Raw genomic sequence first — 25,748 nt, 5'->3', positions numbered from 1 at the left:
AGTGAGCAGCGCGCACGACGACCCCGCCCTCGTCCGCATGGTCCACGCCGTGCTGATGCCCGGGTTCCTCGGTACGGAGGTCCCCGACTGGCTGGCCCGCGCCGTCGACGGCGGGCTCGGGTCGGTGCTGTACTTCGGGCAGAACCTGCGCCGCGACCCGCCGTCGCTGTCGGCGCACCTGCACCGGCTGCGCGCCGACCTGCTCGTCGCCAGCGACGAGGAGGGCGGCCGCGTCACCCGCCTGCACGCGGCAGCGGGGTCGCCCTACCCGGCGCACGCCGAACTCGGCACCATCGGCGACACCGCGCACACGCGCATGGTCGCCGCCACCATGGGCAGGGAGCTGCGCGCCGCCGGGATCGACGCCGCGCTGGCGCCCGTGGTGGACGTCAACTCCGACCCCCGCAACCCCGTCATCGGCCCCCGCGCGTTCGGCGCCGACGCCGCCGACGTGGCACGGCACGGTGCGGCGTTCATCGGCGGGCTGCACGACGCCGGCCTGCTGTGCGCCGCCAAGCACTTCCCCGGCCACGGCGACACCCGCACCGACTCCCACCTCGCCCTGCCGGTGATCGACCTCGACCGGGCCACCCTCGCCGACCGGGAGCTGGTGCCGTTCCGCGCCGCCGTCGAGGCGGGCGCCGACCTGGTGCTCATGGCGCACATCCGCATCCCCGCGCTGGACGACGCCCCGGCCAGCGCGTCCCCGGCGACCTACCGGCTGCTGCGCGAGGACCTCGGCTTCACGGGCCCCGCCGTCACCGACGCGCTCGACATGTGGGCCATGGCCCACCACACCGGTGCCGCCGACACCTGCGAAGGCGCGGCGCGGGGCGCGGTGGCGGCCCTCGCGGCAGGAGCCGACCTGCTGTGCCTCGGCAACCCGGCGACCAGCGGCCACGACGACGAAGCGCTCTTCCGCACCGTCCTCGGCCGGCTGCTCGACGCGGTCGACTCCGGTGCGCTGGCGCCCGCCCGGTTGGAGGAGGCGGCGCAGCGGGTCGCCGCCCTCGCCGGAGGGCGGCAGCGGGTGGCTTGACCAGGCGGCGGCGGTCGAGGAAGGTGGCCGCAGCCGTCCGACTTGGAGGGGGAAGCGGTGCCGGCAGCATCCGACGACCACGAGATCGAGCCCGAAGGCCCGTGGCACAAGAGCCCCACGACCGTCCAGATCCGCTGCAACGTGTGCATGGACCTGCGCTACTTCGCCGACCGCCACGCCGAGCACCTCGACCAGAACAGCCCCGGCCCGCACTGCAAGTCCTGCGGGCTGCGCATCGAGTTCCGCTGCACGGCGTGCGACTCCCAATGGCAGCCCATGTCCTGAACAGGCGGCGCCGGGCCTGCGCGGCCGCGGACCCGGCGGGTGACGCCTACCGCAGTTCGCGCTTGAGGATCTTGCCGGTCGCCGTCATCGGCAGCTCGTCGCGGAATTCCACGACCCGCGGGTACTTGTACGCCGCGAGGCGCTCCTTCGCCCACTCGACCAGCTCGGACTCGCTCACCGCCGCGCCCTCGGCGCGGATCACGTAGGCCTTGATCTCCTCACCGCGGGTCGCGTCGGCGACACCCACCACGGCGGCGAGGCTCACCCCCGGGTGGGTCATGAGCACCTCCTCCAGCTCGCGCGGGTAGACGTTGTAGCCGCCGCGGATGATGAGGTCCTTGGAGCGGTCGACGATGAAGTAGAAGCCCTCCTCGTCGCGGCGCGCGATGTCGCCGGTGCGGAACCAGCCGTCCTTGAGCACCAGGGCGTCGGCCTCGGGGTGGCCGTGGTACCCCTGCATCACCGCGTGCCCGCGCACCGCGATCTCGCCCGGGCCCTCGCCTTCGACGTCCTCGAACGCGCCGTCGACGAGCTTCATCTCGATGCCCCAGATCGGCCGGCCGATCGACCCGGTCTTCGCCTTGACCTTCGGGTTGTTGAACGCGATCACGGGTGAGGTCTCGGACAGCCCGTAGCCCTCCAGGATCTCCACCCCGAGCCGCTCCTCGACCTGCCGCGCCAGTTCGCCCGGCAGCGCGGCGCCGCCGGAGACCGCCACTGCGAGGGAGCCGGTGATGGCGGCCATGTCGTGCTCGCCCTGCGCCGACAGCAGCCCCCAGTACATGGTGGGCACCCCGGCGAAGATCGACACGCCCTCGCGCTCCATGAGCGACAGGGCGTCGTCGGCGGTGAACCGCGCCTGGAGCACCATGGTGGCGTGCCGGTACAGGGCGGTGTTCATCATCGTGGTCTGGCCGAAGATGTGGAACAGCGGCAGGGCCGCCAGGAAGACGTCGGGCCCGTCGGTGCGCCGGTCGAACAGCGCGTCCGAGCACACGGCGTTGAACAGCAGGTTGTTGTGGCTCAGCCGGGCGCCCTTGGGGGTGCCGGTCGTGCCGCTGGTGTAGATCAGCACCGCGGTGTCGTCGGCCTCGGTGCGGACCGTGGCGAACGTCCCCGGCATCCCGTCGAGGGCCTTCCACAGTGTCTCGGCGCCCTCGATCTCGGACTCAACGGCGCCGGCGGTCGCCGGCAGGTCGATGTAGGTCGTACAGGAGTCGACCTCGTCGAAGGCCGCGCGGGAGCGCTGCCCGAGGGGGAGGTCGGCGGTGCCCGTGAACGCGAACAGCGCCGTGGCACCGGAGTCGCGCAGGTGGAAGGCGATCTCACGGCTGGTCAGCAGCACGTTCAGCGGGACCACCACGGCGCCGGCCTTGAGCGCGCCGAAGTACACGAACGGGAAGTACGGCGTGTTCGGGCTCGCCAGCGCCACCCGGTCGCCGGGCCGCACGCCGCGCGCCACCAGCAGGTTCGCCACCTGGTTGGCGATCATGTCGACGATCGCGTAGTTGAGCCGCAGGTCGCCGAAGACGACGCAGTCGCGGTCAGGGGTAGTGCGGGCACCGTCTTCGAGCAGTACCGACAGGTTCAGCATCGCGCCTCCCGGGGAGTGTGTGGCAGGACTCATTTCTACCGCACGGTAACTTCGGGGGCGCAATCCGGGCTCCGGCCCTGCCGGAGCCGCCGCGACCAGCCGCGATGCCCTCGGTGGTCACTCCCTGACGAGGGTCACCGAACTCGGCTGGGCGCCGGAGCCCGCAACGGCGATCTCCGACACCTGCCACGCGGCGCCGTCGACGTCGAGCGTGTCGCCGAGCGCGACGGTCTCGGTCGCGGTGTCGCCGCCGGCCACGCTGGTGCTGATCTCCACGGCCGGCTCGTTGCCGTCGCTGGACCCGGTGACCTGCAACGTGGTGCCGTCGTCCGCGCCGGCGCCGGTGGAGAACGGCACGCCTTCGGTGAGCTGGATGCGGTCGTCGTTCTCGCCCAGCACGGGCGCAGGGCGCGACTCGGCGGTGTTCTCGCCCTGAGCGTCCTCGCCGCACCCGGCGAGTCCCACTGCGAGGCCGGCGCACGCGATGGCGACAGCGGCCCCCCTGACGCTGCGGCCGACGCGGCTGTGGACACTCATCTGGTCAGCGCTCCCATGGCTCAGGCGCGTGGAAACGGCCGTCGTTTCCACCGTTGCCAAGCATTCTTACACCGGATGAGCACTCCGCGTAGCCAGACGGTCAAGGAGCGGTCGGCGTGTCGGCGCGGAACCGCCGCGCTCCCGCCGCCGCGCGCCGGTCGGTGTCCGTCGGTCCCCGCGCTAACCTTGACATCGAGAACCGGCGTGCCACCCGACAGAGGACAACTCCAGCGATGACAGCGGTAGACGGTGACCCAGCGGCGAGCGAGACCTACGACGCGCGCGCGCTCCAGGACAAGTGGCGGGCCCGCTGGCAGAAGGAGACCCCCTTCGTCGCCGACGAGGACCCCGCCGACGACCGGCCGCGGTCGTTCGTCGTCGACATGTTCGCCTACCCGTCGGGCGACCTCCACATGGGCCACGCCGAGGTGTACGCCATCGGCGACGTCATCGCCCGCTACGGCTTCCAGCGCGGCCGCAACGTCCTGCACCCCATTGGCTGGGACTCCTTCGGCCTGCCGGCCGAGAACGCCGCCATCCGCAACGGCACCCACCCGGCCGAGTGGACCTACGCCAACATCGAGACCCAGGCCGAGTCGTTCCGCCGCTACGGGGTGTCGACCGACTGGTCGCGGCGGCTGCACACCAGCGACCCCGACTACTACCGCTGGAACCAGTGGCTGTTCCTGCGGTTCTTCGAGCGCGGGCTGGCCTACCGCAAGAACGGCCTCGTCAACTGGTGCCCCAAGGACCAGACCGTGCTCGCCAACGAGCAGGTCGTCCAAGGGCTGTGCGAGCGCTGCCACACACCGGTCGTGCGGCGCAGCCTGAACCAGTGGTACTTCAAGATCACCGAATACGCCCAGCGGCTGCTCGACGACATGGACCAACTGGCCGACGGCTGGCCGGCCGAGGTCCTGACCATGCAGCGCAACTGGATCGGCCGGTCCCAGGGCGCCGACGTCGCGTTCGGCATCGAGGGCCGCGACGAACCCGTCACGGTCTTCACCACCCGGCCCGACACCCTCTTCGGCGCGACCTTCTTCGTCGTCGCCGCCGACGCCCCGCTCGCCGACGAACTGTGCACGCCCGAGCACCGCGCGGCGTTCGACGCCTACCGCGCCCAGGTCGCCAAGCTGAGCGACATCGACCGCCAGTCGACCGAGCGCGAGAAGACCGGCGTGTTCCTCGGCCGCCACGCCGTCAACCCCGTGAACGGCGAGCGCATGCCCATCTGGGCCGCCGACTACGTGCTGGCCGACTACGGGCACGGCGCCATCATGGCGGTCCCGGCCCACGACCAGCGCGACCTCGACTTCGCGCGGACCTTCGACCTGCCGGTGCGCACGGTCGTCGACACCGGCGAGCCCGAACCCGCCGGGTCCGGCACCGCCACCACCGGCGACGGCGTCCTCGTCAACTCCGGGCCGCTCGACGGCCTCGGCAAGGACGACGCCATCGCCCGCATCATCGCGATCCTCGGCGAGCGGGGCACCGGCACGGGCACCGTCAACTACCGCCTGCGCGACTGGCTCATCTCGCGGCAGCGCTTCTGGGGCACGCCCATCCCGATCATCCACTGCCCCGACTGCGGCGAGGTCCCCGTCCCCGACGACCAGCTGCCCGTGGTGCTGCCCGACGACCTCGCGGGCGCCGACCTCGCGCCCAAGGGCATCTCGCCGCTGGCCGCGGCCGAGTCCTGGGTCAACGTCGACTGCCCCGCGTGCGGCGGCCCCGCGAAGCGCGACACCGACACCATGGACACCTTCGTCGACTCCTCCTGGTACCCGTGGCGCTACTGCTCGCCCGGGTACGACGCCGGGCCGTTCGACAGCGCCAAGGCCAACAAGTGGGGGCCCGTCGACCAGTACATCGGCGGCAAGGAACACGCCATCCTGCACCTGCTGTACGCCCGCTTCTTCACCAAGGTGCTGCACGACCTCGGCATGCTCGACTTCACCGAGCCGTTCACCCGGCTGCTCAATCAGGGCCAGGTCATCAACGGCGGCCGGGCCATGTCGAAGTCCCTCGGCAACGGGGTCGACCTCGGCACCGAGATCGACTCCTACGGCGTCGACGCCGTCCGCCTGACCATGATCTTCTCCGGCCCGCCCGAGGACGACATCGACTGGGCCGACGTCTCGCCCGCCGCGTCGCTGAAGTTCCTGAACCGCGCGTTCCGCGTCATGGTCGAGGCAGGGGCCGCCTCCGAGCCCGGCACCGACCCCGCCGCCGGCGACCTCGCCCTGCGCAAGGCCACCCACCAGGCGATCGACAAGGTGACCGCCGCCGTCGAGATCCAGCGGTTCAACGTCGCCGTCGCGCGCATCATGGAGCTGGTCACCGCCGCCCGCAAGGCCATCGACTCCGGCCCCGGCGCCGCCGACCCCGCCGTGCGCGAAGCGGCCGAGTCCGTCGCCGTCATGCTCAGCCTCGTGGCGCCCTACGTCGCGGAAGAGGGCTGGGAGCGGCTGGGGCACACCGGCACCGTCGCCATCGGCAACTGGCGCCCGGCCGACCCCGCTCTGCTCGTCCGCGAGTCCGTCACCTGCGTGGTGCAGGTGGCGAACAAGGTCCGCGACAAACTGGAGGTCGCCCCCGACATCACCGCCGACGAGCTCGAAGCGCTGGCGCTGGCGTCTGCGAAGGCCCAGGCGCACATCGGCGACCGCACCATCCGCAAGGTCGTGGTGCGCGCGCCGAAACTGGTCAACATCGTGGTGAGCTGAACCGATGCGGCCCTGGGTGCAGAAGGCGCGGCTGCACGCCGGCCGGGTGCAGCGGAGCTGGCAGAACGCGAGCCGCTTGCAGACAGCCCTGGTCGGCGGCATAGCCGTGGTCCTGCTGTCCGTCGGCGCCGTCGCGACCGGGCTCACGGTCGGCGCCGACGGACCGGCCGCCGCAGCCGCGCCGGCCGACGTCCACGCATCGGCACCCGGCTGCGCGACCGTCGGCGACGACGCGGTCGAGCAGGCCGTCCCGTCGGCCGTGCTGGAGACCGCCGAGCGGGGCCCGCTGTCCGACGCCAGCGGGAGCAGCTGCGCGTGGACCTCGCTGAACGACGGCGCGGCGCCGGCCCGCTCGATCTCCATCGACTTCGAGGCCCACTACACCGACAAGTCGGGCGAGGTGAGCGGCGACCGCCGCGCGTCCGAGCAGCTGCGCCGCCTGGCGCCGGTCGGCGGCCTCGAAGGGGCCGTCCCCGTCAACGCCCTCGGCGAGGGCGCGCTGGCGTGGCCGAGCCGGAGCGGCGGCAGCACCGCCGAGGTGGCGTTCCGCAGCGACAACCTGGTGGTGCGCGTGTTCTACGGCGGCGACGAGGCCGCCGCCGGCCCGCCCATGAGCTACGACGCCGCCCGCGAAGGCGCCGTCGGCGTCGCCGAGAGCGTCAAGGAGTCCCTGTAAGGCACGGGGGCGGACGGATAGGTTGGTCCCGCGCGGCCCGTGTGACCCGGAGTAGATCGGAACAGCCATGGCGCAGCCGCCCAACGGCTGGCACCAGCACGGTCGCCCTGAGGCGCGCCCTCCCGGGCCCCACAGCGGGCCGCCCGACCCGGCACAGGCCCCCGCCGGCCCCGGCGCGCCCGCCGCCGCGCAGCCGCCGCCCCTCATCGCCGCGGCCCCGCGCGGCAACCGGGGCTGTGCCGTCACCGCGGTGGTCACCGCGGCCGTCCTGCTGCTGCTCCTCGTCGTGGGCGGGGTCGCCGGGGTCGTCTGGCTGAACGCCACCGGCGGCGACTTCGAGGCCACACCCGACTGCGCGGTGGGGGAGACCACGGCCCTCGGCGCCCTGGTGCCCGACTACCGCACCGAGATCGCCGAACCGATCGACACCAAGGACGAAGGCGCCTGGTGGGACGGCGAGCAGTGCACCTGGACCACGCCGGAGAAGGGCTCCAGCGTCCCCGCGAGCGCCACCCTGGTCATGGCCCGCCACGAGAACCGGCCCGGCGCCGGCGCCGAGGAGGAGGCCGCCAAGGACCTCCGCGAGCAGTCCGGGGAGTACCACCCGGAGCGCATCGCGAAGCTCGGCGACGAGGCGCTGTCGTGGTTCGACGACGACGTCGAGCAGGGCTGCGCCGGGGTGCGGCTGTCGAACCTCTTCGTGTTCACCTGCTACACCGCGGGCACCGATTTCGAGGCGATGGAACTCATCTCCGACGACGAGGCGGTCGCCGGCGCCGAGGAGCTCCTGCGCGCGACCGTCAAGAGGATCAACGCCCAGAACGACTGACCCGCGCCTGCCGGCGGCTCAGGCGCCGGCCAGGGCGGAGTCGACGAAGCCGGTGAGGGCCGGGGCGACGTCCGGGGAGAAGTCGCGCTCGTCGTCCAGGACGGGCGAGCCGGGGGAGTCGTGGTACACCCGGAACACGTGGTCGGTGTCCGGCAGGTCCACCCGCTCGGCGCCGTCGAGGCCGGTCATGAGGCGGTCGACGTCCTGCCGGACCACCTGGCTGTCGGCCTCGCCCCACAGCACCAGTGTGGCGACGTCGGCGGGCAGGTCCGCGCCGAGCCGGGCGGGGTCGAGGCCGTCGATTCGGCGCAGGAACGGGCCCAGTTCGGGGCGGAACAGGGCGTCGAGTTCGGGCGCGATGTCGTCGGGCACCGGGTGGCCGCCGCGGACCCTGGCGATGGCGAGGCGGGTGTCCGAGAGCACCGCGGTGGCGCGCTCCGCGTCGAACCGCCCCTGCGACTCCCCGCCGCGGACCTGCTCGGTGATCTGGCGGTCGACGGTGTCGAGGTAGCGGTTGCCCACCGGCGCGGCGAGCACCAGCGCCTTGGGCGGGTTCTCCTCGATGACCTGCGGTGCGCGCAGCGCGAACAGGCTGCCCTCGCTGTGCCCCAGCACCATCAGCCGGCCGGGGTCGACCCCCGGCTGCGCGGCGAGCTCGGCGTAGGCGTCGGTCATCTCCTGCTCGAAGACGTCGTAGCCGATCCGGTCGTCCTTGGCGTGGGACGCCATGCCGGTGTCGCCCGACCCCAGCTTGTCGTAGCGCAGCGACGCCACGCCCGCGTCGGCGAGCACCCGCGCGAAGTTGCGGTTGGTGTCGGCGTTGGGCCGCATGTCGCTGTTGCCGTCGCGGTCGGTCGGCCCGCTCCCCGAGACGATGAGCGCGCCCGGCACCTTCCCCGACGCGCCCTTGGGCACGGCGAAGGTCCCGTGCAGGGTGTCGGGCCCGCTCGTGAAGCGCAGGTCGCGCTCCTCGGCGGCGCCGGGCGGCTGCTCGGCCGTGCGCTCCGGTGCCGCACCGCAGCCCGCGGAGAGCAGCAGCGCGGCGCACACCGCCAGGGCGCCGGACGCGCGCGGGGCGAACGGGGAGAGTGCGGTAGGCATGCCCCTACCGTATTGGCCCGGCGCGGGCGCCCGTGCCCCGGCCGGTCGCCCGACGCGGCGTCGGAATTCCGCCGGACCAGGGGGCGGCGCGCGTCCTACCGTGGTCGGCATGCCGAGACCCGACACGACACACTTCGGCGGCCGCCGAACCGTCGCGGCCCTAGGTTCGATGCCATGACCACTCAGCGGTCGGCCCCGAAGCCGACAGAGGACACGGAGCGGCGCGAGCGCTGGAGCGCCGCCGCGGCGGTGGGCGTGACCGTGCTCGCGTGGGCGTCGGCGTTCGTCGCGATCCGCATGGTCGGCCCCTCGATCGGGCCCGGCCCGCTGGCGCTGGGCCGGCTGCTCATCGGCAGCGCGGCGCTCGGCGCCGTCCTGCTGGTGCGCGGCGGCTGGGTGCGGCCGACGCGCAAAGAGTGGGCGCTGGCCGCCGTGTGCGGGCTGAGCTGGTTCGCGGTCTACAACGTCGCCCTCAACGCCGCGGAGCTGCGCGTCGACGCGGGGACCACGGCGATGCTCGTCAACATCGGACCGATCCTGATCGCCGTCCTGGCCGGGGTGCTGCTGGGGGAGGGCTTCCCGCGGCGGCTGCTCGCGGGGGTCGCCGTCGCGTTCGCCGGGGTGCTGCTCATCGGCGCGGCGACGGTCGGCGAGGCGCCGGCCGACGCCGTGGGGGTCGCGCTGTGCCTGCTCGCCGCCTGCACCTACGCGATCGGCGTGCTGAGCCAGAAACCGGTGCTGCGCCGCATCCCCGCCGTCCAGGTGACCTGGCTGGCCTGCACCATCGGGGCGGTGGCCTGCCTGCCGTACGCGCCCGCGCTCGTCGCGGACGTCGGGGCGGCCCCGGCCGGTGCGGTCGGCGGCCTGGTCTACCTCGGGCTGGTGCCGACGGCGCTGGCGTTCGGCACGTGGGCCTACGCTCTGTCCAGGATCGACGCGGGGCGGCTGGGCGTGAGCACCTACCTCGTCCCGCCCATCACCGTGGCCATGGCGTGGCCGCTCACGGGGGAGGCCCCGGCGCTCGCGGCCTTGGCCGGCGGCGCGGTGTGCCTCGCCGGGGTCGCATTGTCGCGGAGCCGGCCGGGCGCGAAGGGACGGGCGAGGAGGCGGACATGACCATCGACGCCGGGTCGGTCGCGCGGTTCGCGGCGCTGATGGCCGACCGGACCCGGGCCGCGATCTGCCTCGCGCTGCTCGACGGGCGCGCGTGGACGGCGGGCGAACTGGCCCGCCACACGGGTGTCGGCGCGCCGACGGCCAGCGAGCACCTGTCGCGGATGGTCGAGGGCGGGCTGCTCGCCGAGGTGCGGCAGGGGCGGCACCGCTACGTCCGGCTGCGCGACCGGCAGACCGCGCAGCTCGTGGAGGACCTCGGCCTGCTCGCGGGCGCCGAGGAGGCCCCGCGGCGGTCGTTGGCGGGGGTACGCGCCTCGCGGGCCCTCGCAGCGGCCCGGACCTGCTACGACCACCTCGCCGGGCGCCTCGGCACCGGGATGTTCGCGGCGCTGTGCGACCGCGGGCTGCTCGGCGACGCCGACGGGACGGCGCTCACACCGCAGGGCCGCGCGTGGTTCGCCGGGCTCGGCTGCGTGCTGCCCGAACCGGACGCGGGGCGGCGGCCGCTGGTGCGGGCGTGCCTGGACTGGACCGACCGCCGCCCGCACCTCGCCGGCGCCGCGGGCGCCGAACTGCGCCGGCTCTGCGCCGAGCGGGAGTGGATCGCCCCCGGGGCGCGGCCGCGGGAGATCAGGGTGACCGACCGGGGGCGGCACGCGTTCGCCGACCTCCTGGGCCTCGATACCGCGGCACCGGCCGAACCCGAGGCGCCGCGAACCATTCGGGCGCGCCGCGATACGAATGCGGCGGCATCGCGCGGCTGAATGCGCGCAAAGGCCCGCGATCGCCGTCGGATCACGGGCCCGTATCGAACTGAGTCGAAGTCGTTACACCTTGCGCAGGACCGCGACGACCTTGCCGAGGATCGTGGCGTGATCGCCGTTGATGGGCTCGTATGCGTCGTTGCGGGGTTGCAGCCAGACGTGGCCCTCGCGGCGCTGGAAGGTCTTGACGGTCGCCTCGTCGTCGATGAGCGCCGCGACGATCTCACCGTTGTTCGCCTCGGGCTGCTGGCGGACGACGACCAGGTCACCATCGGTGATGGCGGCGTCGATCATCGAATCGCCGACGACCGTGAGCATGAACAGCCGCCCCTCGCCGACGATCTGCTTGGGGAGCGTGAGGATGTCCTCGACGGACTCCTCGGCGAGGATGGGGCCGCCCGCCGCGATGCGGCCGACCACCGGGATGTCGGTGGCGGACGACGCCTCGGCGCGGGGGTCGTCGCGGAGTTCGTCCCAGGACCGCACCGGCGGTTGTCCCGGTATGCGGATTTCCACCGCCCGTGGGCGATTCTGATCGCGGTAGAGGTACCCCTTGCGTTGCAACACCTTCAGTTGGTGCGCGACACTGGACGGGCTCGACAGCCCCACCGCGTCGCCGATCTCTCGGATGGACGGTGGGTATCCGCGCTGCCGTACGTAACGGTGGATGCAGTTCAGGACGCTCTGCTGGCGGGCCGTGAGTTTCGGGGCCGCCTCAGGTCCGTCTTCGGAAGCCTGGGCGCCCTCCGCCTTCGCGCCGGGTGACCGGAGCGGGGTGACGGTCTGCCCGCGCGCCTGAGGTGCTTGTGTCGCGTGGTCTTCCTCCGGCACGGCCGGCCTCCTCGGCGGGTGGTGTTCTGGGCTGTCGGCGGAGCAGATTTGAGTTTCCCGTGCGGTGTACCGCGCCGGATCCGCGATTTTCGCGGACGCCGGTACACCGCGGTGAAACGTGTCCAACTTTAGTGGTCAGCCACTGCGATATCAAACAAACGTTCGAGATGGTGCTGAAAAATCGCGCCGGATGCGGTAATAATCGAACAGTAGTTCTAGCGAACTGTCGTTCGAAGGTGAGGACCATGGCCCGCTCAGCATCGTCCCGTCCGGTCCGGATCCGCGAGTACGGCACAGGTACCGAACTGCGAGGAGTTCACGTGCGCATCGAGAGCGCCGCATCCCCCGGCGGGGCCCCTTCGGTTCTCGGCGGCCTGCCCGACCTCCATTCGGCGCTCCCGCCGCGGCGGATCGCCTCGTGGGCGGGGTCGTTGGCGTACCGCGCCGCCGCTGTGGCCGGCCTCGGCGACCTCCGGCTCACCCGCCGCGGGCGCGTGGTGTTCGTCTCGGTGCTCGCGGTCCTCGCCGGTGCCGCCCTGGCGCTCCTCGTGGTCACCACCGTCGCCCTGGGCGCCGGCAACGCCGGCGCCGCCACCGGTGGTGTGGGCCTCGGCGAGCCCAGCGTGACCGTCCGCGAGGGCGATACCCTCTGGACCATCGCCGAGCGGCTCCGTCCCGACGAAGACCCCCGGCGCACCGTCGAGGAACTGGTGAGCATCAACAACCTGACCACCCCCCGGCTCGCCCCCGGGCAGGAGCTCGTGCTCCCCGGCGCCTGAGCCGCCCGCGCCGCGGTCCGATTTCCGCTCCGCGCGCGACACGCCCGAGCGCGCCGCCGATCCCGTTCTCGATGACCTGGGCAATGCCCCGGCGCGCCCTCGCGGCGACTTGCGGACCCCGAGTCGCCGCCGTAGGTTAACCACAACATCTAGTGCCGGGCAGGAACAAGCGGCCTAGAGATTGTGCTTAATATAAGTAACCGATCGTACAGGTTCGCCGGAGATGCCGGGCGTGCGCGTTGTCGTGTCACCCCGCCGGTCCCGGTGGCCCTGGCGCCGTGCGCGCGGCCCCGCCGCCCGGCGGCGACGCGCCGACTGCTCATGGGGGAGGTCCACCGGTATGCACTGCCCGTTCTGCCGGCACCCCGACACCCGGGTCATCGACAGCCGGTCGACCGAGGACGGTGCCGCCATACGCCGCCGGCGCGCCTGCGCCGCGTGCGAGCGCCGGTTCACCACCCAGGAGACCGTCCTGCTCATGGTCGCCAAGCGGTCGGGCGTCACGGAGCCGTTCTCGCGCAACAAGATCATCGCCGGTGTGCGGCGGGCCTGCCAGGGGCGGCCCGTCAGCGAGGACGCCCTCGCGAAACTGGGCCAGCAGGTCGAAGAGGAGATCCGCGGCAGAGGGGTCGCCGAGGTCCCCGCCCACGAGATCGGCCTCGCCATCCTGGGCCCCATGCGCGACCTCGACGAGGTCGCCTACCTGCACTTCGCCTCGGTCTACCGGGGCTTTGAATCACTTTCGGACTTCGAGGACGAGATCACGCGGCTGCGTGCCGAGCGCGCCGCGGCGGGCGAGTAGGGCCGGGGAGTGCTCCGGACGGGCCCCCGGGTCCGAAACGGCTTTCACGACCGGGCGCACCGCCGCACGCGCACGCGCACGCCGCGTCGATCAGGTGCGGATCAGCGGCTAAGAACACAAGGGGGAGCGACATGACCGAGACCACCAGTGGCTCATCGTCCCGAAAGGGCAAGGGCCAGGCGCAGCGCAAGGGCGTGAGGATGCGGCGCATCTTCACCAGCCCCGGGGTGCATCCCTACGACGAGATCACCTGGGAGCGCCGCGACGTCGTCATGACCAACTGGCGCGACGGCTCGGTGAACTTCGAGCAGCGCGGCGTCGAGTTCCCCGATTCGTGGTCGATGAACGCCACCCAGATCGTGGCGAGCAAGTACTTCCGCGGCGCCATGGGCACGCCCGAGCGCGAGTGGAGCCTGAAGCAGCTCATCGACCGCGTGGCCGGCATGTACACCGCCACCGGCCGCGAGCACGGCTACTTCGGCACCGACGAGGACGCCGAGATCTTCGACCACGAGCTGAAGTACGCGCTGGCGCACCAGCTGTTCAGCTTCAACTCGCCCGTGTGGTTCAACGTGGGGACCGCGTCGAAGCAGCAGGTCAGCGCCTGTTTCATTCTGTCGGTCGACGACACCATGGAGTCGATCCTCGACTGGTACAAGGAAGAGGGGGTCATCTTCAAGGGCGGATCGGGCGCCGGGGTGAACCTCTCCCGCATCCGCTCCAGCAAGGAGCTGCTGTCCTCCGGCGGCACCGCGTCGGGCCCGGTGTCCTTCATGCGCGGCGCCGACGCCTCCGCCGGCACCATCAAGTCGGGGGGCGCCACCCGCCGGGCGGCGAAGATGGTCGTCCTCGACGTCGACCACCCCGACGTCGAGGAGTTCATCGCCACCAAGGCGCGCGAGGAGGACAAGATCCGCGCGCTGCGCGACGCGGGCTTCGACGTCGACCTCGGCGGCGCCGACATCGTCAGCGTCCAGTACCAGAACGCCAACAACTCGGTGCGGGTCTCCGACAAGTTCATGCGCGCGGTGCAGAGCGAGTCGGACTTCGGCCTGGTCTCCCGCACCACCGGCGAGACCGTCGCGACGGTCGACGCCAAGGGGCTGTTCCGCTCCATGGCCGAGGCCGCATGGGCGTGCGCCGACCCGGGCGTGCAGTACGACGACACCATCAACGACTGGCACACCGCGCCCGAGAGCGGCCGCATCAGCGCCAGCAACCCCTGCTCGGAGTACGTCCACCTGGACAACTCCTCCTGCAACCTGGCGTCGATCAACCTGCTGCGGTTCCTGCGCGACGACGACACGTTCGACGTCGAGAACTTCACCCGGATGACCGAGCTGATCATCACGGCGATGGACATCTCGATCACCTTCGCCGACTTCCCCACCGAGAAGATCGGCGCGACCACCCGCGCGTTCCGCCAGCTCGGCATCGGCTACGCCAACCTCGGCGCGCTGCTCATGGCCACCGGCCACGCCTACGACTCCGACGGCGGCCGGGCGGTCGCCGCCGCGATCACGTCCCTCATGACCGGTACGGCCTACAAGCGCAGCGCCGAACTCGCCGGTGTGGTCGGCCCCTACGAGGGCTACGCCAAGAACGCCGTGCCGCACAAGCGGGTCATGCGCAAGCACGCCGCGGCGAACGACGACCTCCGCCCGATGCACGCCATGGACCGCGCCATCGCCACCGCCGCCACCGCGGCGTGGGAGGAGTGCCTGAAGACCGGCGAGAAGAACGGCTGGCGCAACGCCCAGGCCAGCCTGCTCGCCCCCACCGGCACCATCGGCTTCATGATGGACTGCGACACCACGGGCATCGAGCCCGACTTCTCGCTGGTCAAGTTCAAGAAGCTGACCGGCGGCGGCTCCATGCAGATCGTCAACCAGGGCATCCCGCGCGCCCTCGCCAACCTCGGCTACCAGCAGGAGCAGATCGAGGCGATCGTCGAGTACGTCTCCGAGCACGGGCACGTCGTCGACGCGCCGGGCCTGCGCCCCGAGCACTACGAGGTGTTCGACTGCGCCATGGGCAAGCGCTACATCAAGCCCATGGGCCACGTGCACATGATGGCCGCCGTGCAGCCGTTCCTGTCGGGCGCCATCTCCAAGACGGTGAACGTCCCCGAAGAGGCCACGGTCGAGGACTTCGAGCACATCTACTACGAAGGGTGGCGGCTCGGCCTGAAGGCGCTCGCGGTCTACCGCGACAACTGCAAGGTCGGCCAGCCGCTGTCCACGGCCAAGACCGAGGACGCCAAGGAGCCCGCGGCCGCCGAGCCGAAGGTCATCGAGGTGAACCGGCCGGTCCGGCGCCGGCTGCCGAAGAAGCGCCCCAGCCAGACCGTGTCGTTCACGGTCGGCGGCGCCGAGGGCTACATCACCGCGGGGTCCTACCCCGACGACGGCCTCGGCGAGGTCTTCATGAAGCTCGGCAAGCAGGGGTCGACCCTGGCCGGGGTCATGGACGCGTTCTCGATAGCGATCTCCATCGCCCTCCAGTACGGCGTGCCGCTGGAGACCTACGTCGAGAAGTTCACCAACATGCGCTTCGACCCGGCGGGCATGACCGACGACCCCGACGTCCGCATGGCGCAGTCGGTGGTCGACTACATCTTCCGCCGCCTCGCCCTGGACTACCTGCCCTACGACGAGCGCGCCGCGCTCGGCGTGTTCTCGGTCGAGGAGCGCCGCGCCCAGGCCGCAGGGGAGGACCCCGCGCAGGTCGCGGCCCAGGTCGAGTCCTACGCCCAGTCGGCGCCGCGGGTCGGTGAGGAGAGCGTCGAGGAGGACGACGACCGCCCGCGCGAGCGCGCGGAGACCGCGCACACCAGCACCGAGCTGATGGAGCTGAAGCAGGGCTTCGTCGCCGACGCCCCGCTGTGCATCACCTGCGGCACCAAGATGCGCCCGTCGGGCAGCTGCTACGTCTGCGAGGGCTGCGGCTCCACCAGCGGTTGCAGCTGACCGCAACCAACACCAGGGCGGGGAGCCGGCAAGCAGCCGCCTCCCCGCCCGCCTCGTTCCACGCCCTGCTGGCCGAAGCGCAGGCGGCGTGGCCGGACACCGAGGACTCATAAGTACGCGACGTACTTGACGTACGTCGAGTCGGCGGGCAGACTGATCCTCAGATCGATGGAGGTCCAATGGCCGTTGTGCACTACGACAGCTACACGGATGCGCGTGCGCATTTGAAGGCTCTGCTCGATGCGGCGGAAAGGGGTCGGGTGGCCACGGTGCGCCGAGAGTCGGCCACGACCGCCATCGTCGACAGCGAAAGGCTGCGGCACTATCTCGCGGCGGTCACCCCCTCGCAGGCGCAGGTGGTTCCAGAGGCCGGCGGGTGGTCGGTCTTCATTCCGGGCCTGCCGGTCGCGGCCGACGCCGGGACCTTTGACGAAGCCGTTGCCGAGATGGTCGATGCACTGCGCGAGTACGCCGATGACTGGCAGGACCATCTGTTGGACGCCCCCAACCATCGCGGTAACTGGGGGCTCGTGCAGTTGATCAGTCTCAGCGACGACGGGCAGTTGCGCGACTGGGTGGTCGGGGAGGGCCCGTGAGTTGGCCGGTACCCACACGTGCGGACCACGACCGCTTCTGCCGGGTCGAGGGCTGGCGGGTGGTACGAGACGCCCGCGGGCGCACGGGTACCCATCACGTCACCTATGAACTGGACCTTCCCGATGGCAGAGTGCTCCGAACCCGAATCTCCCGGCCCGTCGACCGAGGCGACTACGGCAGGAGCATGTGGGCGCATATCCTCCGCGACCAGCTGGACGTGGACGAGGGCGCTTTCTGGGCCTGCGTCCGTGACGGCGATGTGCCGGATCGGGGCGCGCCCGTTCCAATGTCCGAAGCCCTCCCGGCCGACCTCGTCCACTTGCTGATAGCCAAAGCCGGTGTCGATCCCGCCGAGGTTGCGGCGATGAGCAAGGACGAGGCCGTCATCAGGGCACAGAAGTACTGGACCAGTGGCGGCTGACCCGGGGGTTCCGCGAGGGGACCGGGCGGTGGGGCGGTTAGGGGGTGTGGGCGGGGGGTAGCCCTGGGGCACACACGAAAGGTGACCGCCATGCTGATCGCCGAGATCCTGCGAAGCAAGGGCTCCGACGTCGCGACGGTCGGGCCCGCGACGCCCGTGGCCGGGCTCCTCACCCTGCTCGCCGAGCGCAACATCGGGGCGGTGGTCGTCGTCGAGGGTGACGACGTCGTCGGCATCGCCTCCGAGCGCGACATCGTGCGCCGCCTCGACGAGCGCGGCGCCGAGCTGCTGGCGGCGCCGGTGCGCGAGATCATGACCGCCGCCGTCGTCACCTGCGCCCCCGGCGACACCGTCGACAGCCTCACCGTGCTCATGACCGAGCACCGGGTCCGGCACCTGCCGGTCCTCGACAACGGTGCCCTAATGGGGATCGTGAGCATCGGCGACGTCGTGAAGAGCCGCATCAGCCAGCTCGAAGCGCACCGCGAGCAGCTGGAGAACTACATCACCCAGGGCTGAGGGCTACTCCGCCCCGCTGCCGCGGCCGTCGGCGAACGCGTGCGCCGCGGCGGCGGTCGCAGCGCTCACGCTGAGGACAGCAGGCCACGGGCCGAGCCGCTTCGCCAGCGGGTGCGACAGGCCGAACGCCACCAGGTAGCACCCCGTGAGCGCGGCGGCGGTGCCGGTGCCCGCACTGCGCTGCCACTCCCGGTAGGCCGCCGCGCCGCAGCCGGCGAGCACGGCGCCGCCAAGGGGCCTGATGCCGGTAACGCGGGCGGTCAGGTAGCCGCCGACCAGTCCCGCCGTAGTCCACACGCTGCTGTGCATGCGCACGTCACTCCTCCCGTTCCGGGGCCGCCGACGCGCGCCCCGTGTGCCGACCGTATCCCCGAGCGCTCGGGCGCGCTGTGCGGGCCCCGCCGTGTCGGCGCGTCGGCCGCGGGGACGCGGTGCGCTGTGGTCCGGGGCGCGGGCGGTGCCCCCATACACCGGGTGGACGCGGGGACGCGGTGTGCTGTGGTCCGGGGGTGAGGGCGGCGGCCTGTCACCGGGTACGGCGCCCGGCCGCGCGGCGGGAGCGCAGGGCGCGGCGCGCCCGGACGATGCCGCTCGCCGCGGCGTGGACGCCCACGATCAGCGCCGGTGCCATGGCGACGGACCGCACCGTGTCCCCGACGGTCATCGGGCGCAGCACCCCGTGGCGGTGCAAGGTCCGCAGCGCCCACGCGGAGAACGGGGCCACCACCAGGGGAGCGGTGACGACGCCGGGCGTGTATCCGCGCCACGCGGCGCTCAGCGCGAGGTGGCTGCCCGCGTGCAGCCCGAAACCGGTGAGCATCCACTGGTAGAAGCCCGACCGGCCGCCGGTGCGCGCGCCGTCGGCGGCGGCCGCCGCCGTGATGAGGCCCATGAGCCCGATCGCGGTGGCCATGTGCTCCTGGTCGGTGCGCAGCAGCGCCGTCGCGCGCTCGGGCAGCCATGGGTAGTGGGTGCGCAACTCCTCGCTCCGGCGGTTGCGCCATTCCGCCATGGTCCAGAGCTCTTCGAGGTCGTGCAGGACGAACGCCGCGAGCAGCCCCCAGGTCGCTGCGGGCGGCACGGGGCGGGTGGTCGTGGTCGGCGGCGGCATGGGCGTCCCCTCGTCGGTCGTGTGTGTCCTCGCCTTGACTATGCAACGCAACGTTGCGTAGCGTCAAACGCGTGCACACCACCACACACCGCGGCGGCCGCGCATCCGGCCCCCGCGACGCAGAGGCGATCTTCGCCGCCACGCTCGGGCTGCTCGCCGAAGGCGGCTACGACGCGCTCACCGTCGAAGGTGCCGCCGCGCGCTCCGGCGTCAACAAGACCACGATCTACCGCTGGTGGCGGTCGAAGGACGAGCTCATCGGCGCGGCGCTGGTCGACTCCCGGCTGCTGGAACCGGTCGTCCCCGACACCGGGAGCCTCGAAGGCGACCTCGTCGCACTGGCCCGGCACATCATCGGCCTGCTCACCGGCGAACCGACCCGCGACCTCGTCACCGCCGTCCTCGCCGCGGCCGGGCACCGCCCCGAACTCGCCCGGCACGCCAAGGTGTTCTTCGCCGACCGCCTGTCCAAGGAGAGCCCGGTGTTCGCGCGGGCGGTACAGCGGGGCGAACTCGCCGCGGACGCCGACCCCGCGGCGCTCATGGACCTCCTCGGGGGCGCCATCTGGTTCCGGCTGGTCATCCGCTCCGACACGATGACGCCCGACGACGCCGCGCCCCTGGTCCGCACCCTCCTCAGTGGGGCGGCGCGCAGCAGCTAGGCACCGGCCGGCCGCCCGGTGCCCGATTCGGCCGGCTCGGCGGCGGCGGGTTCCGGCTCGGGCGGCCAGGCGCCCGCGTCCACGAGGTGCAGGACGAGGGCGCCGATGTTCCACGCGTCGTCGGCACCGCTGTGGTGGCGGCCCTCCAGCGGCAGCCCCACGCGGGTGAGCGCGTTCGCCATGCCGAAGCGCCGCTTGCGGCTGCCGTACAGCGCGGAGAAGACGGCCTTGGCGTTGGTGTGAACGTCGGAGAACGGGTAGGCCGCCCCGTCCTCGGCGCACTGCTCCCGGAACTGCCTCAGGTCGTAGCCGCCCCAACTCGCCCACGCCCGCTCCGCGGCGGCGTGCCGGTCGACGAGCGCGGCGCAGGCCGCGCCGAAGTCCACGCCGCCGTCGACCTCCTCCTGGGTGAGCCCCGTGAGCTCGGTGCAGAACGCGCTGACGGGGGACGCGGGGCGCACCAGGATGCGGTCGCGGGCGACCCGCCGCCGCTCCGCCAGGTCGACCACGCACAGCCCGACCTCGATGATCTCGTTGCGCGCGCCCTCGGGCGGGCGGCCCCTCCAGCAGGTGGCTTCCACGTCCACAACGTTCACATAACGGGCGTCCATGGCCGGACCCTAACGGCCCGGACCTGCGGCGCGCACCGGATTTCGGTCCCGTGTCGGATGGTCGGGTCCCGGCGAAATGACCGAATCCCAGGTCGGGGGATAGCGGATGGTTATGAATCGAATTCCCGCATGTGTCCCATCGCGTGACAGGATTGCAGCCTTCCGAACCGGCAGCGGAACCGAACCGGTGTGTCTCCCGTCGGATCATGCACATTCGACGACCAGATGAAGCAGGGGGTTTGTGCCTATGTCCTTCGCGCAGACGGTGCGCGGGGCCGCCGGGGCGATCGCGCAAGGGGGCGATCCCCGCCAGGTGGTCTCTGACACGGTCGGCAAGGCGGCCGACGAGTTCGGGCTCGACCCCGGCGACTTCCTCGCGGCACGCGAACAGGGCGCTTCGGTCGGTACCCGCATCGAGCAGCAGACCACCTCCCTGAACAACGCCGGCGAGATCCTCAACCGGAGCACACTGGAGACCGACAAGGGCGGCTCGGTCCACGTGATCTGCCCGATGGTGCTCCCGCGCGGGCGCACGCTCGGCGCGCTGATCCCGGTGGTGCTGCTGGTCATCATCGGCGCGGTCGGCTCGGTGCTGACCGGGTTCTCCCAGCTGTCCTTCATCCTCTTCGGCCCGCACTACTGGATCGTGACCGTCCTCGTCGCCGCGTTCATGTGGTGGCGCCAGGGCATGGTCATGGTCCCCGACGGCTGCGCCGCGCTGATCACCAAGTTCGGCAAGCTGGAGCAGATCGTCGGCCCGGGCCGCATCACGATGTTCAACCCGTGGAAGCGGGTCTCCTACATCGTCAACACCCAGCGGCAGTTCCCGTTCAACGCGCCCATCCGCGAGGCGCCGACCAAGAGCGGGGTCAAGGCGTCGGTCGACCTGTTCCTCCAGTTCCGCATCGAGGACCCGCAGTCGTTCATCTTCGTCCTCGGCGCCGTCCAGGGGTTCCAGGACAAGCTGAACAACGCGATCAGCGAGACCACCCGCAGCCTGATCTACGAGCAGCAGGCGTCCGACATCTACGACCTGGTGGGCGAGAACACCGCCCGGCTCCTCGAACAGCTGAACCAGCAGTTCCTCCCCGCGGTGCGGCTCACCAACGCCAACATCACGCACGCCGAGCCGTCCAGCCAGGAATACCGCATGGACCTCGCCGCGCCCGAGATGATGCGCGTGGCCAAGGAGGCGTACACCTACGAGTACGAACTCCAGCTGCGCAAGGAGCAGAACGAGGGCGACCTGAACAAGGAACTCGCCTCGCTGAACGAGACCCTGTCCGCCATCCAGGCCGACATCGCCACGTACCAGGCGCAGATGGACACCGCGCTGGAGCGCGAGACCAACCGCGCCCGCGCGCTCGCCCGCCAGCGCTTCGTCGAGGCGGAGAGCTCGGCCAACGCCAACGCCGCGCTGCTGGAGGCGCAGGCCCTCGACATCCGCGCGGTGAGCGCGGCCGAGGCGCCCGAGATCCTGAACTTCCGCTTCCAGCAGGACCTGCTCGCCAAGCTGGAGTCGGTCGCCGACAGCCTGCCGCAGGTCCTGCACATCGGCGACGGCGACTCCGACAGCATCAACTACCTGCGGATCGCCCAGGAGATCATCGGCGGGGCCGACGCCGAGCTGTTCTCCGACTCCGACATGGACGCCATCCGCAACCGCCTCGGCGCCATCGCCGAGCGCATCGCCTCCCGCGAGGCCGAGATCGGCGAACTGCTCGACAAGGACGACGAGACGGTCGCGACGCCGGTCCCGGACGCCGGCGCCGACGTCCCCGGCGCCGACCGCGTCGAGGAGATCCGCCGGTCGGTCACCGACAACGCCATTGAGCAGCGCCTCCAGAACGAGGCGGCGCCCGCGGCGGCCCGGCCCGAGCCGACCCCCGCTCCCGAAGCCCCGGCGGCGCCGCGGCTCTGGCAGGACGACCCCGGCACGCCGCCGCGGCCTGCGCCCGACCTCGGGTACGGCCTCGAACCCGGGGCACCGCCCGCACCGGGCGGCCCGCCGCCGCCTGCCCCACCCGCCCCGCCCGCGCCGTGGTCCGACGGCTCCGACGACCCGTACCAGGGAGGCCGGCGATGAACCAGCCAGCACCCAACCTCGTGAGGGGCTCCTCCAGCATCAAGGAGTCCCTGGCCGGCTGGAACGACATCGCCCGGCTGCTGCGCGGCGGCGACCAGGGCGTACTCGTCCCGGTGGTCATCCCGCGCGACGGCCGCGGCCTCAAGTGGATCTCCCTCGTGTGGCTCGCGCTGTACCTGGTGACCACCGCGCTGATGCTCGCGATCTTCGGCAACACCATGATGTTTCCGTTGACCTGGCTGACCCTGCCCACGCTGATCCTGGCGCTGGTCTCGCTGCTGGTCGCCGGCCTGTGGTGGTGGCGCTCATCGATCGTGGAGATCGAGCAGGGCACCACCGGCGTGCTGTCGAAGTTCGGCAAGGTCGTCAGCGTCCTCGACCCCGGGCGGCACTACCTGTGGCACCCGTGGGCGCGGGTGGACTTCGTGGTCGACACCTCCACCGAGATCCCCTACAGCGCTCCCGTCGTGGCCTGCCCGACCCAGGAGAACGTGCCGCTGAAGTCGATCGAGTTCTTCCTGAAGTTCCGCATCGAGGACGCGGTGAAGTTCGTGCGCACCATCGGCGCCAGCAACTTCGACCTGGTGCTGTCCAACGCGGTGCAGGACGCCATCCGCCAGCGCAGCCGCCAGGTCCGCACCGAAGGCGCCTACGATCTCCGCGGCTCCGACGTCGCCGACATGCAGAACCTGCTCAACCGGCAGCTCAGCGACTACGGCGTCCGGATCATGGGCTGCAACATCCCCGATGTCCAGCTCCCGAACCAGTACCAGCAGCACCTCGCCACCCGCGAGCGCGTCGCCAAGGAACTGGTCGCCTACGAGCAGGAGTGGGAGCTGACCCGCAAGCGCCGCATCGACACCCTGATGATGGACATCGAGCGCTCCAAGAAGACGCGCGACGCCAAGATCGTCGAGGTCAACGCTTCGCTGAACAAGGCGCGCAAGGACGTCGCGCAGATGCTCGAAGAGCAGGTGACCGAGGCGCAGCGGGTGCGCTACGAGATCGAGACGCGCGGCCGGGCCGACCTCACGGCCGCGCAGAACGAGGCGAAGGCGCAGCAGCGGCTCGCCACCTCCTACCGCGACAACCGGGCCGTGCTCCAGTACGAGCTGGCGCGCCGCCGGCTCGACGTCGGGGCGAAGCTCGCCGAGCAGGCGCCGCAGCCGGTCGTGGTGCGCACCGACGGCGCGTCCGGCGACACCTCCGCGCTGTCCACCCTGCTCGTCGCCCAGATGCTGCCGCAGCTGGGGCGGCAGGGCGGCAAGCGCCGCGGTAAGGGCGGCGACGCCGACGCCATCAAGGGCGCGCTGCCTGAATCGGCCGGCAAGCTGTTCGACCAGGCGCAGGGCGCGGTGGACGAGGCCGCGCAGCGCCAGCAGGACATGCAGCAGCAGTTCGAGCAGCAGATGCGCCAGAACATGGGCGAGCAGCAGGGCCAGGGGCAAGGTCAGGGCCAGGGCAAGGGCCGCCGCAAGCGCTGATCGCGAGGGTCCGAACACGGACGGGGCCGGTGCGCAGTGCGCACCGGCCCCGTTGTCGTGTCGGCGGGGTCAGGCGGCCCGGGTGATGCCCTGGTAGCCGGACGCGATGTCGACGCCGTGCCGCGCCGCGATCTCGACGAGATCCTCGATCTCACCGGCCTGCGCCTCGATCTGGGCGTGGTCGCCCTTAGCGCGGGCGCGGCGCAGTGATTGCACGGCATCGTGGATGCGCAGGTGCAGCGTTGTCATGAACTCGTTCACGTGGTGCCTACCTCGTCCATCGCCAGACGGTACCGGGGGGAATCCGGTCGACTCAGACAACGGATAACGCCGGAGTCACGTTCCGGTATACGCGCGCCAGGTTAAAACACGGGTGAGAGCCGTGCGTGAATCACCGGTGCCGGCGGGCGCGGGGACGCTCAGTGCATGCTCCAGGAGTACCAGTCGCCGGAGATGTGCTCGTAGACCAGGCCGCCCTCGCCGGGGACGAAGACGTCGGTCGGCAGCGGCTTGGGGCTGTACGCCAGCCCGGAGTCCCGCAGCAGCCCGGAGCCGCGCACGGTGAACCGCGCCACGCCCTGCTCGGAGACCGAGGCGGCGGCGAGCGGGTAGCTCCCCGCCCATTCGCCGTTGAGGGGGATGGTGGTCGAGCGGTTCGCGGTGTCGCGGACCTCGAGGAGTTCGTCGGACGCCATGTCGAGCCGGCTCTTCAGCGGGACGTCGGTCACCGACAGCGCTATCGCGACCACGGCGATGATCGGCGCGGTGATCCACCGCAGCCAGTAGCGCCGGATCATGGGCCGGGCGACGCTCAGCGCGGTGCCCAGGCGCAGCGCGCCCATGGCGGCCAGCAGCGCGCCGCCGCCCATGCCGAACACGAACGACGGCAGGTGCCCGCCCGGCATGCTGTCCTCGTACAACAGGGCCAGACCCACAACGGCGCACGCGGGCAGGTACAGCCGTCCGGGGGGACGCGATCCCCAGGAGATGAGCCGTTGGCCCGGCGTGGGCTTGTGGGCGATCTCGATCAGTTTGTCGACCGAGTTCTCCCCGAGGGCGGACATAGTGGAGCGACCCCTATTCGGACGATCGGATGAGGATGGGCGGGACGGTGCGGGTGGGGCGTTCCGCCCGGCCGGTGCGGACCGGGCACAGCGGTGGACCGGTGGCCCGGAACCGCGGCGGCGGCCCGGCGGGCCCGACGGCCGGAGCGGACTCCTCAGCATACGGGAGAAGGCCCGGCGACTCAGGACTTCGGGTCGAATCGGGCCGCCACCGGACGACCGTTCCCGCCCCTCCCGTGTGCCCCGCCGCGCGGGCCTTGCACCGGGCACCGCCGCGGGCACTACCCTGGCCTGGTGCCAGCCCGAACCGCGGTCCCCCCGCCCGACTACGCGCTCGAACGCGAACTCGCCGCGCACGGCGCCCTGCGCATCGCCGGAGTCGACGAAGTGGGGCGCGGCGCCTGGGCCGGGCCGGTCGTCGTCTGCGCGGCCGTGACCGACGGCTCACCGGCGCCCGACGGCCTGACCGACTCCAAGCTGCTCTCCCCGAAGCGCCGGACGGCAGTGGCCGACCTCGTCCGGCCGTGGGTCGCCGACCACGCCTTCGGCAGCGCCGAGGCCGCCGAGATCGACGCGCACGGCATGACCGCCGCACTGCGGCTCGCCGCCTGCCGCGCGCTCGACGGGCTGCGCGACCGCCCCGACACCGTCATCCTCGACGGCAAGCACGACTATCTCGGCCGGCCCTGGACGGTGCGCACCCGCATCAAGGCCGACCTCACCAGTGTGACCGTCGCCGCGGCGTCGGTGCTGGCGAAGGTGTACCGCGACACACTGATGGCGGGCCTCGACGAGCACTACCCCGGCTACGGCTTCGGCACGGCCGCCGGGTACCCCTCGCCGGTGCACCGGGCCGCGCTCGCCGAGGCGGGCCCCACCGCACTGCACCGGATGTCCTGGTCCTATCTTGATGACCTGCCGGCATGGCGGCACCTGCGGACACCGCGCCCGGCACCGGGAGGGCAGCTGCCGCTGCTGTGAGCGGCCGCCCGGCGCGACACGCCGGACCCCTCGGCCGCTCCCGTCCTTATGATTCCCCCGGGGGAAGCGGCAGTATGGGGGACGACAAAGTGCCGATGGCGCCGTGCGGCGCCCCGGTCGCCCTCGCGGTCGCGCGTCGGTGCCGGACACGGAGGTCCCGC

General features: G+C 72.0%; 26 protein-coding genes. 17 read left to right on the top strand and 9 right to left on the bottom strand.

Translation table 11 applies throughout. The features are described from left to right. Position 1 precedes the first annotated feature (1 nt). Entirely contained in the window at positions 2-1,039 is a 1,038-nt protein-coding gene (locus CLV63_RS01000) for a glycoside hydrolase family 3 N-terminal domain-containing protein (protein ID WP_245928505.1), read from the top strand. Positions 1,040-1,096: 57 nt separating this feature from the next. Next, positions 1,097-1,324 carry a hypothetical protein gene (locus CLV63_RS00995; RefSeq protein WP_106581236.1) on the top strand — a complete coding sequence of 76 codons (228 nt, stop codon included), beginning with the start codon at positions 1,097-1,099 and terminating at the stop codon, positions 1,322-1,324. A gap of 46 nt (positions 1,325-1,370) precedes the next feature. On the opposite strand, the gene CLV63_RS00990 is transcribed toward CLV63_RS00995, so the two are convergent. Continuing rightward, positions 1,371-2,918, bottom strand: coding sequence for a long-chain-fatty-acid--CoA ligase (locus CLV63_RS00990; RefSeq protein WP_106580920.1), 1,548 nt, complete (start codon positions 2,916-2,918; stop codon positions 1,371-1,373). 117 nt (positions 2,919-3,035) lie between these two features. Beyond that, the gene (locus tag CLV63_RS00985) at positions 3,036-3,455 is read right to left on the bottom strand and encodes a DUF6406 domain-containing protein (RefSeq protein WP_106580919.1); all 420 of its coding nucleotides are present in this window, start codon (positions 3,453-3,455) and stop codon (positions 3,036-3,038) included. 233 nt (positions 3,456-3,688) lie between these two features. Here CLV63_RS00985 and leuS point away from each other — a divergent pair, with 233 nt between their 5' ends. From leuS to CLV63_RS33105, 3 genes are all read left to right on the top strand, one after another. Next, positions 3,689-6,184 (top strand): leucine--tRNA ligase, encoded by a 2,496-nt coding sequence (gene leuS, locus CLV63_RS00980; RefSeq protein WP_106580918.1) that lies wholly within the window; start codon positions 3,689-3,691, stop codon positions 6,182-6,184. A gap of 4 nt (positions 6,185-6,188) precedes the next feature. Then, entirely contained in the window at positions 6,189-6,860 is a 672-nt protein-coding gene (locus tag CLV63_RS00975; RefSeq protein WP_106580917.1) for a hypothetical protein, read from the top strand. Between the two features lie 67 nt (positions 6,861-6,927). Beyond that, positions 6,928-7,689 (top strand): hypothetical protein, encoded by a 762-nt coding sequence (locus CLV63_RS33105; RefSeq protein WP_146165494.1) that lies wholly within the window; start codon positions 6,928-6,930, stop codon positions 7,687-7,689. An 18-nt stretch (positions 7,690-7,707) separates the two neighbouring features. On the opposite strand, the gene CLV63_RS00965 is transcribed toward CLV63_RS33105, so the two are convergent. Beyond that, positions 7,708-8,790, bottom strand: a complete 1,083-nt coding sequence (locus CLV63_RS00965; protein ID WP_106580915.1) for an alpha/beta hydrolase — start codon at positions 8,788-8,790, stop codon at positions 7,708-7,710. A 174-nt stretch (positions 8,791-8,964) separates the two neighbouring features. On the opposite strand from CLV63_RS00965, the gene CLV63_RS00960 reads away from it, so the two are divergent. Continuing rightward, positions 8,965-9,906: a DMT family transporter gene (locus CLV63_RS00960; protein WP_106580914.1), complete on the top strand. Its 942-nt coding sequence runs from the start codon at positions 8,965-8,967 to the stop codon at positions 9,904-9,906. Further along, positions 9,903-10,670, top strand: coding sequence for an ArsR/SmtB family transcription factor (locus CLV63_RS00955; RefSeq protein ID WP_106580913.1), 768 nt, complete (start codon positions 9,903-9,905; stop codon positions 10,668-10,670). The genes CLV63_RS00960 and CLV63_RS00955 overlap by 4 nt, the downstream gene beginning before the upstream one ends. Positions 10,671-10,733: 63 nt before the next feature. Here the strand turns inward: CLV63_RS00955 and lexA are convergent, their stop codons facing one another. Further along, complete coding sequence (lexA, locus tag CLV63_RS00950) at positions 10,734-11,348, bottom strand: transcriptional repressor LexA (RefSeq protein ID WP_394339732.1); 615 nt, start codon at positions 11,346-11,348, stop codon at positions 10,734-10,736. Between the two features lie 473 nt (positions 11,349-11,821). Between lexA and CLV63_RS00945 the strand changes: the two genes are divergently transcribed. The 6 genes from CLV63_RS00945 (at position 11,822) to CLV63_RS00920 (ending at position 17,588) form a co-directional block, all read left to right on the top strand. Further along, positions 11,822-12,280: a LysM peptidoglycan-binding domain-containing protein gene (locus CLV63_RS00945; protein ID WP_245928503.1), complete on the top strand. Its 459-nt coding sequence runs from the start codon at positions 11,822-11,824 to the stop codon at positions 12,278-12,280. Between the two features lie 340 nt (positions 12,281-12,620). Further along, complete coding sequence (gene nrdR / locus CLV63_RS00940) at positions 12,621-13,082, top strand: transcriptional regulator NrdR (RefSeq protein ID WP_106580910.1); 462 nt, start codon at positions 12,621-12,623, stop codon at positions 13,080-13,082. Between the two features lie 131 nt (positions 13,083-13,213). Further along, positions 13,214-16,051, top strand: coding sequence for a vitamin B12-dependent ribonucleotide reductase (locus tag CLV63_RS00935; protein WP_106580909.1), 2,838 nt, complete (start codon positions 13,214-13,216; stop codon positions 16,049-16,051). A gap of 179 nt (positions 16,052-16,230) precedes the next feature. Continuing rightward, positions 16,231-16,647 carry a prevent-host-death protein gene (locus tag CLV63_RS00930; protein WP_106580908.1) on the top strand — a complete coding sequence of 139 codons (417 nt, stop codon included), beginning with the start codon at positions 16,231-16,233 and terminating at the stop codon, positions 16,645-16,647. Then, positions 16,644-17,069, top strand: coding sequence for a cytotoxic translational repressor of toxin-antitoxin stability system (locus CLV63_RS34355; RefSeq protein WP_106580907.1), 426 nt, complete (start codon positions 16,644-16,646; stop codon positions 17,067-17,069). Before CLV63_RS00930 ends, CLV63_RS34355 begins: the two co-directional genes overlap by 4 nt. Before the next feature lie 90 nt (positions 17,070-17,159). Continuing rightward, entirely contained in the window at positions 17,160-17,588 is a 429-nt protein-coding gene (locus tag CLV63_RS00920; protein WP_106580906.1) for a CBS domain-containing protein, read from the top strand. 3 nt (positions 17,589-17,591) lie between these two features. On the opposite strand, the gene CLV63_RS00915 is transcribed toward CLV63_RS00920, so the two are convergent. After that, positions 17,592-17,897, bottom strand: a complete 306-nt coding sequence (locus tag CLV63_RS00915; protein WP_106580905.1) for a hypothetical protein — start codon at positions 17,895-17,897, stop codon at positions 17,592-17,594. A gap of 217 nt (positions 17,898-18,114) precedes the next feature. After that, on the bottom strand, positions 18,115-18,699 hold the full coding sequence (locus CLV63_RS00910; protein WP_106580904.1) for an HXXEE domain-containing protein: 585 nt from the start codon (positions 18,697-18,699) through the stop codon (positions 18,115-18,117). Positions 18,700-18,770: 71 nt separating this feature from the next. Between CLV63_RS00910 and CLV63_RS00905 the strand changes: the two genes are divergently transcribed. Beyond that, positions 18,771-19,361 carry a TetR/AcrR family transcriptional regulator gene (locus CLV63_RS00905; RefSeq protein WP_106580903.1) on the top strand — a complete coding sequence of 197 codons (591 nt, stop codon included), beginning with the start codon at positions 18,771-18,773 and terminating at the stop codon, positions 19,359-19,361. Here the strand turns inward: CLV63_RS00905 and CLV63_RS00900 are convergent. Further along, positions 19,358-19,972 (bottom strand): 3'-5' exonuclease, encoded by a 615-nt coding sequence (locus CLV63_RS00900; protein WP_106580902.1) that lies wholly within the window; start codon positions 19,970-19,972, stop codon positions 19,358-19,360. The two genes, CLV63_RS00905 and CLV63_RS00900, sit on opposite strands and share 4 nt — an antisense overlap. Positions 19,973-20,219: 247 nt before the next feature. On the opposite strand from CLV63_RS00900, the gene CLV63_RS00895 reads away from it, so the two are divergent. Both CLV63_RS00895 and CLV63_RS00890 read left to right on the top strand, forming a co-directional pair. Then, complete coding sequence (locus CLV63_RS00895) at positions 20,220-22,058, top strand: SPFH domain-containing protein (RefSeq protein WP_106580901.1); 1,839 nt, start codon at positions 20,220-20,222, stop codon at positions 22,056-22,058. Beyond that, on the top strand, positions 22,055-23,542 hold the full coding sequence (locus CLV63_RS00890; RefSeq protein ID WP_106580900.1) for an SPFH domain-containing protein: 1,488 nt from the start codon (positions 22,055-22,057) through the stop codon (positions 23,540-23,542). The genes CLV63_RS00895 and CLV63_RS00890 overlap by 4 nt, the downstream gene beginning before the upstream one ends. A 69-nt stretch (positions 23,543-23,611) precedes the next feature. On the opposite strand, the gene CLV63_RS00885 is transcribed toward CLV63_RS00890, so the two are convergent. Continuing rightward, positions 23,612-23,803 (bottom strand): hypothetical protein, encoded by a 192-nt coding sequence (locus tag CLV63_RS00885; RefSeq protein WP_106580899.1) that lies wholly within the window; start codon positions 23,801-23,803, stop codon positions 23,612-23,614. 158 nt (positions 23,804-23,961) lie between these two features. Continuing rightward, entirely contained in the window at positions 23,962-24,606 is a 645-nt protein-coding gene (locus tag CLV63_RS00880; protein WP_106580898.1) for a hypothetical protein, read from the bottom strand. 294 nt (positions 24,607-24,900) lie between these two features. Between CLV63_RS00880 and CLV63_RS00875 the strand changes: the two genes are divergently transcribed. Beyond that, positions 24,901-25,587, top strand: coding sequence for a ribonuclease HII (locus tag CLV63_RS00875; RefSeq protein WP_106580897.1), 687 nt, complete (start codon positions 24,901-24,903; stop codon positions 25,585-25,587). Positions 25,588-25,748 lie beyond the last annotated feature (161 nt).

Origin of the sequence: Murinocardiopsis flavida, assembly GCF_003014485.1 — a bacterium.
Taxonomy (GTDB): Bacteria; Actinomycetota; Actinomycetes; order Streptosporangiales; family Streptosporangiaceae; genus Murinocardiopsis; species Murinocardiopsis flavida.
Note: the sequence above shows the minus strand (reverse complement) of the source record. Positions and strands in the feature narration are given on the sequence as shown.

Bases quoted from the DNA above. Each gene is read 5' to 3' on its own strand.
- CLV63_RS00990 (WP_106580920.1), bottom strand. From the start codon at position 2,918: ATGCTGAACCTGTCGGTACTGCTCGAAGACGGTGCCCGCACTACCCCT.
- CLV63_RS00985 (WP_106580919.1), bottom strand. From the start codon at position 3,455: ATGAGTGTCCACAGCCGCGTCGGCCGCAGCGTCAGGGGGGCCGCTGTC.
- leuS (WP_106580918.1), top strand. From the start codon at position 3,689: ATGACAGCGGTAGACGGTGACCCAGCGGCGAGCGAGACCTACGACGCG.
- CLV63_RS00975 (WP_106580917.1), top strand. From the start codon at position 6,189: ATGCGGCCCTGGGTGCAGAAGGCGCGGCTGCACGCCGGCCGGGTGCAG.
- CLV63_RS33105 (WP_146165494.1), top strand. From the start codon at position 6,928: ATGGCGCAGCCGCCCAACGGCTGGCACCAGCACGGTCGCCCTGAGGCG.
- CLV63_RS00965 (WP_106580915.1), bottom strand. From the start codon at position 8,790: ATGCCTACCGCACTCTCCCCGTTCGCCCCGCGCGCGTCCGGCGCCCTG.
- CLV63_RS00960 (WP_106580914.1), top strand. From the start codon at position 8,965: ATGACCACTCAGCGGTCGGCCCCGAAGCCGACAGAGGACACGGAGCGG.
- CLV63_RS00955 (WP_106580913.1), top strand. From the start codon at position 9,903: ATGACCATCGACGCCGGGTCGGTCGCGCGGTTCGCGGCGCTGATGGCC.
- nrdR (WP_106580910.1), top strand. From the start codon at position 12,621: ATGCACTGCCCGTTCTGCCGGCACCCCGACACCCGGGTCATCGACAGC.
- CLV63_RS00935 (WP_106580909.1), top strand. From the start codon at position 13,214: ATGACCGAGACCACCAGTGGCTCATCGTCCCGAAAGGGCAAGGGCCAG.
- CLV63_RS00930 (WP_106580908.1), top strand. From the start codon at position 16,231: ATGGCCGTTGTGCACTACGACAGCTACACGGATGCGCGTGCGCATTTG.
- CLV63_RS00920 (WP_106580906.1), top strand. From the start codon at position 17,160: ATGCTGATCGCCGAGATCCTGCGAAGCAAGGGCTCCGACGTCGCGACG.
- CLV63_RS00915 (WP_106580905.1), bottom strand. From the start codon at position 17,897: ATGCACAGCAGCGTGTGGACTACGGCGGGACTGGTCGGCGGCTACCTG.
- CLV63_RS00910 (WP_106580904.1), bottom strand. From the start codon at position 18,699: ATGCCGCCGCCGACCACGACCACCCGCCCCGTGCCGCCCGCAGCGACC.
- CLV63_RS00900 (WP_106580902.1), bottom strand. From the start codon at position 19,972: ATGGACGCCCGTTATGTGAACGTTGTGGACGTGGAAGCCACCTGCTGG.
- CLV63_RS00895 (WP_106580901.1), top strand. From the start codon at position 20,220: ATGTCCTTCGCGCAGACGGTGCGCGGGGCCGCCGGGGCGATCGCGCAA.
- CLV63_RS00890 (WP_106580900.1), top strand. From the start codon at position 22,055: ATGAACCAGCCAGCACCCAACCTCGTGAGGGGCTCCTCCAGCATCAAG.
- CLV63_RS00880 (WP_106580898.1), bottom strand. From the start codon at position 24,606: ATGTCCGCCCTCGGGGAGAACTCGGTCGACAAACTGATCGAGATCGCC.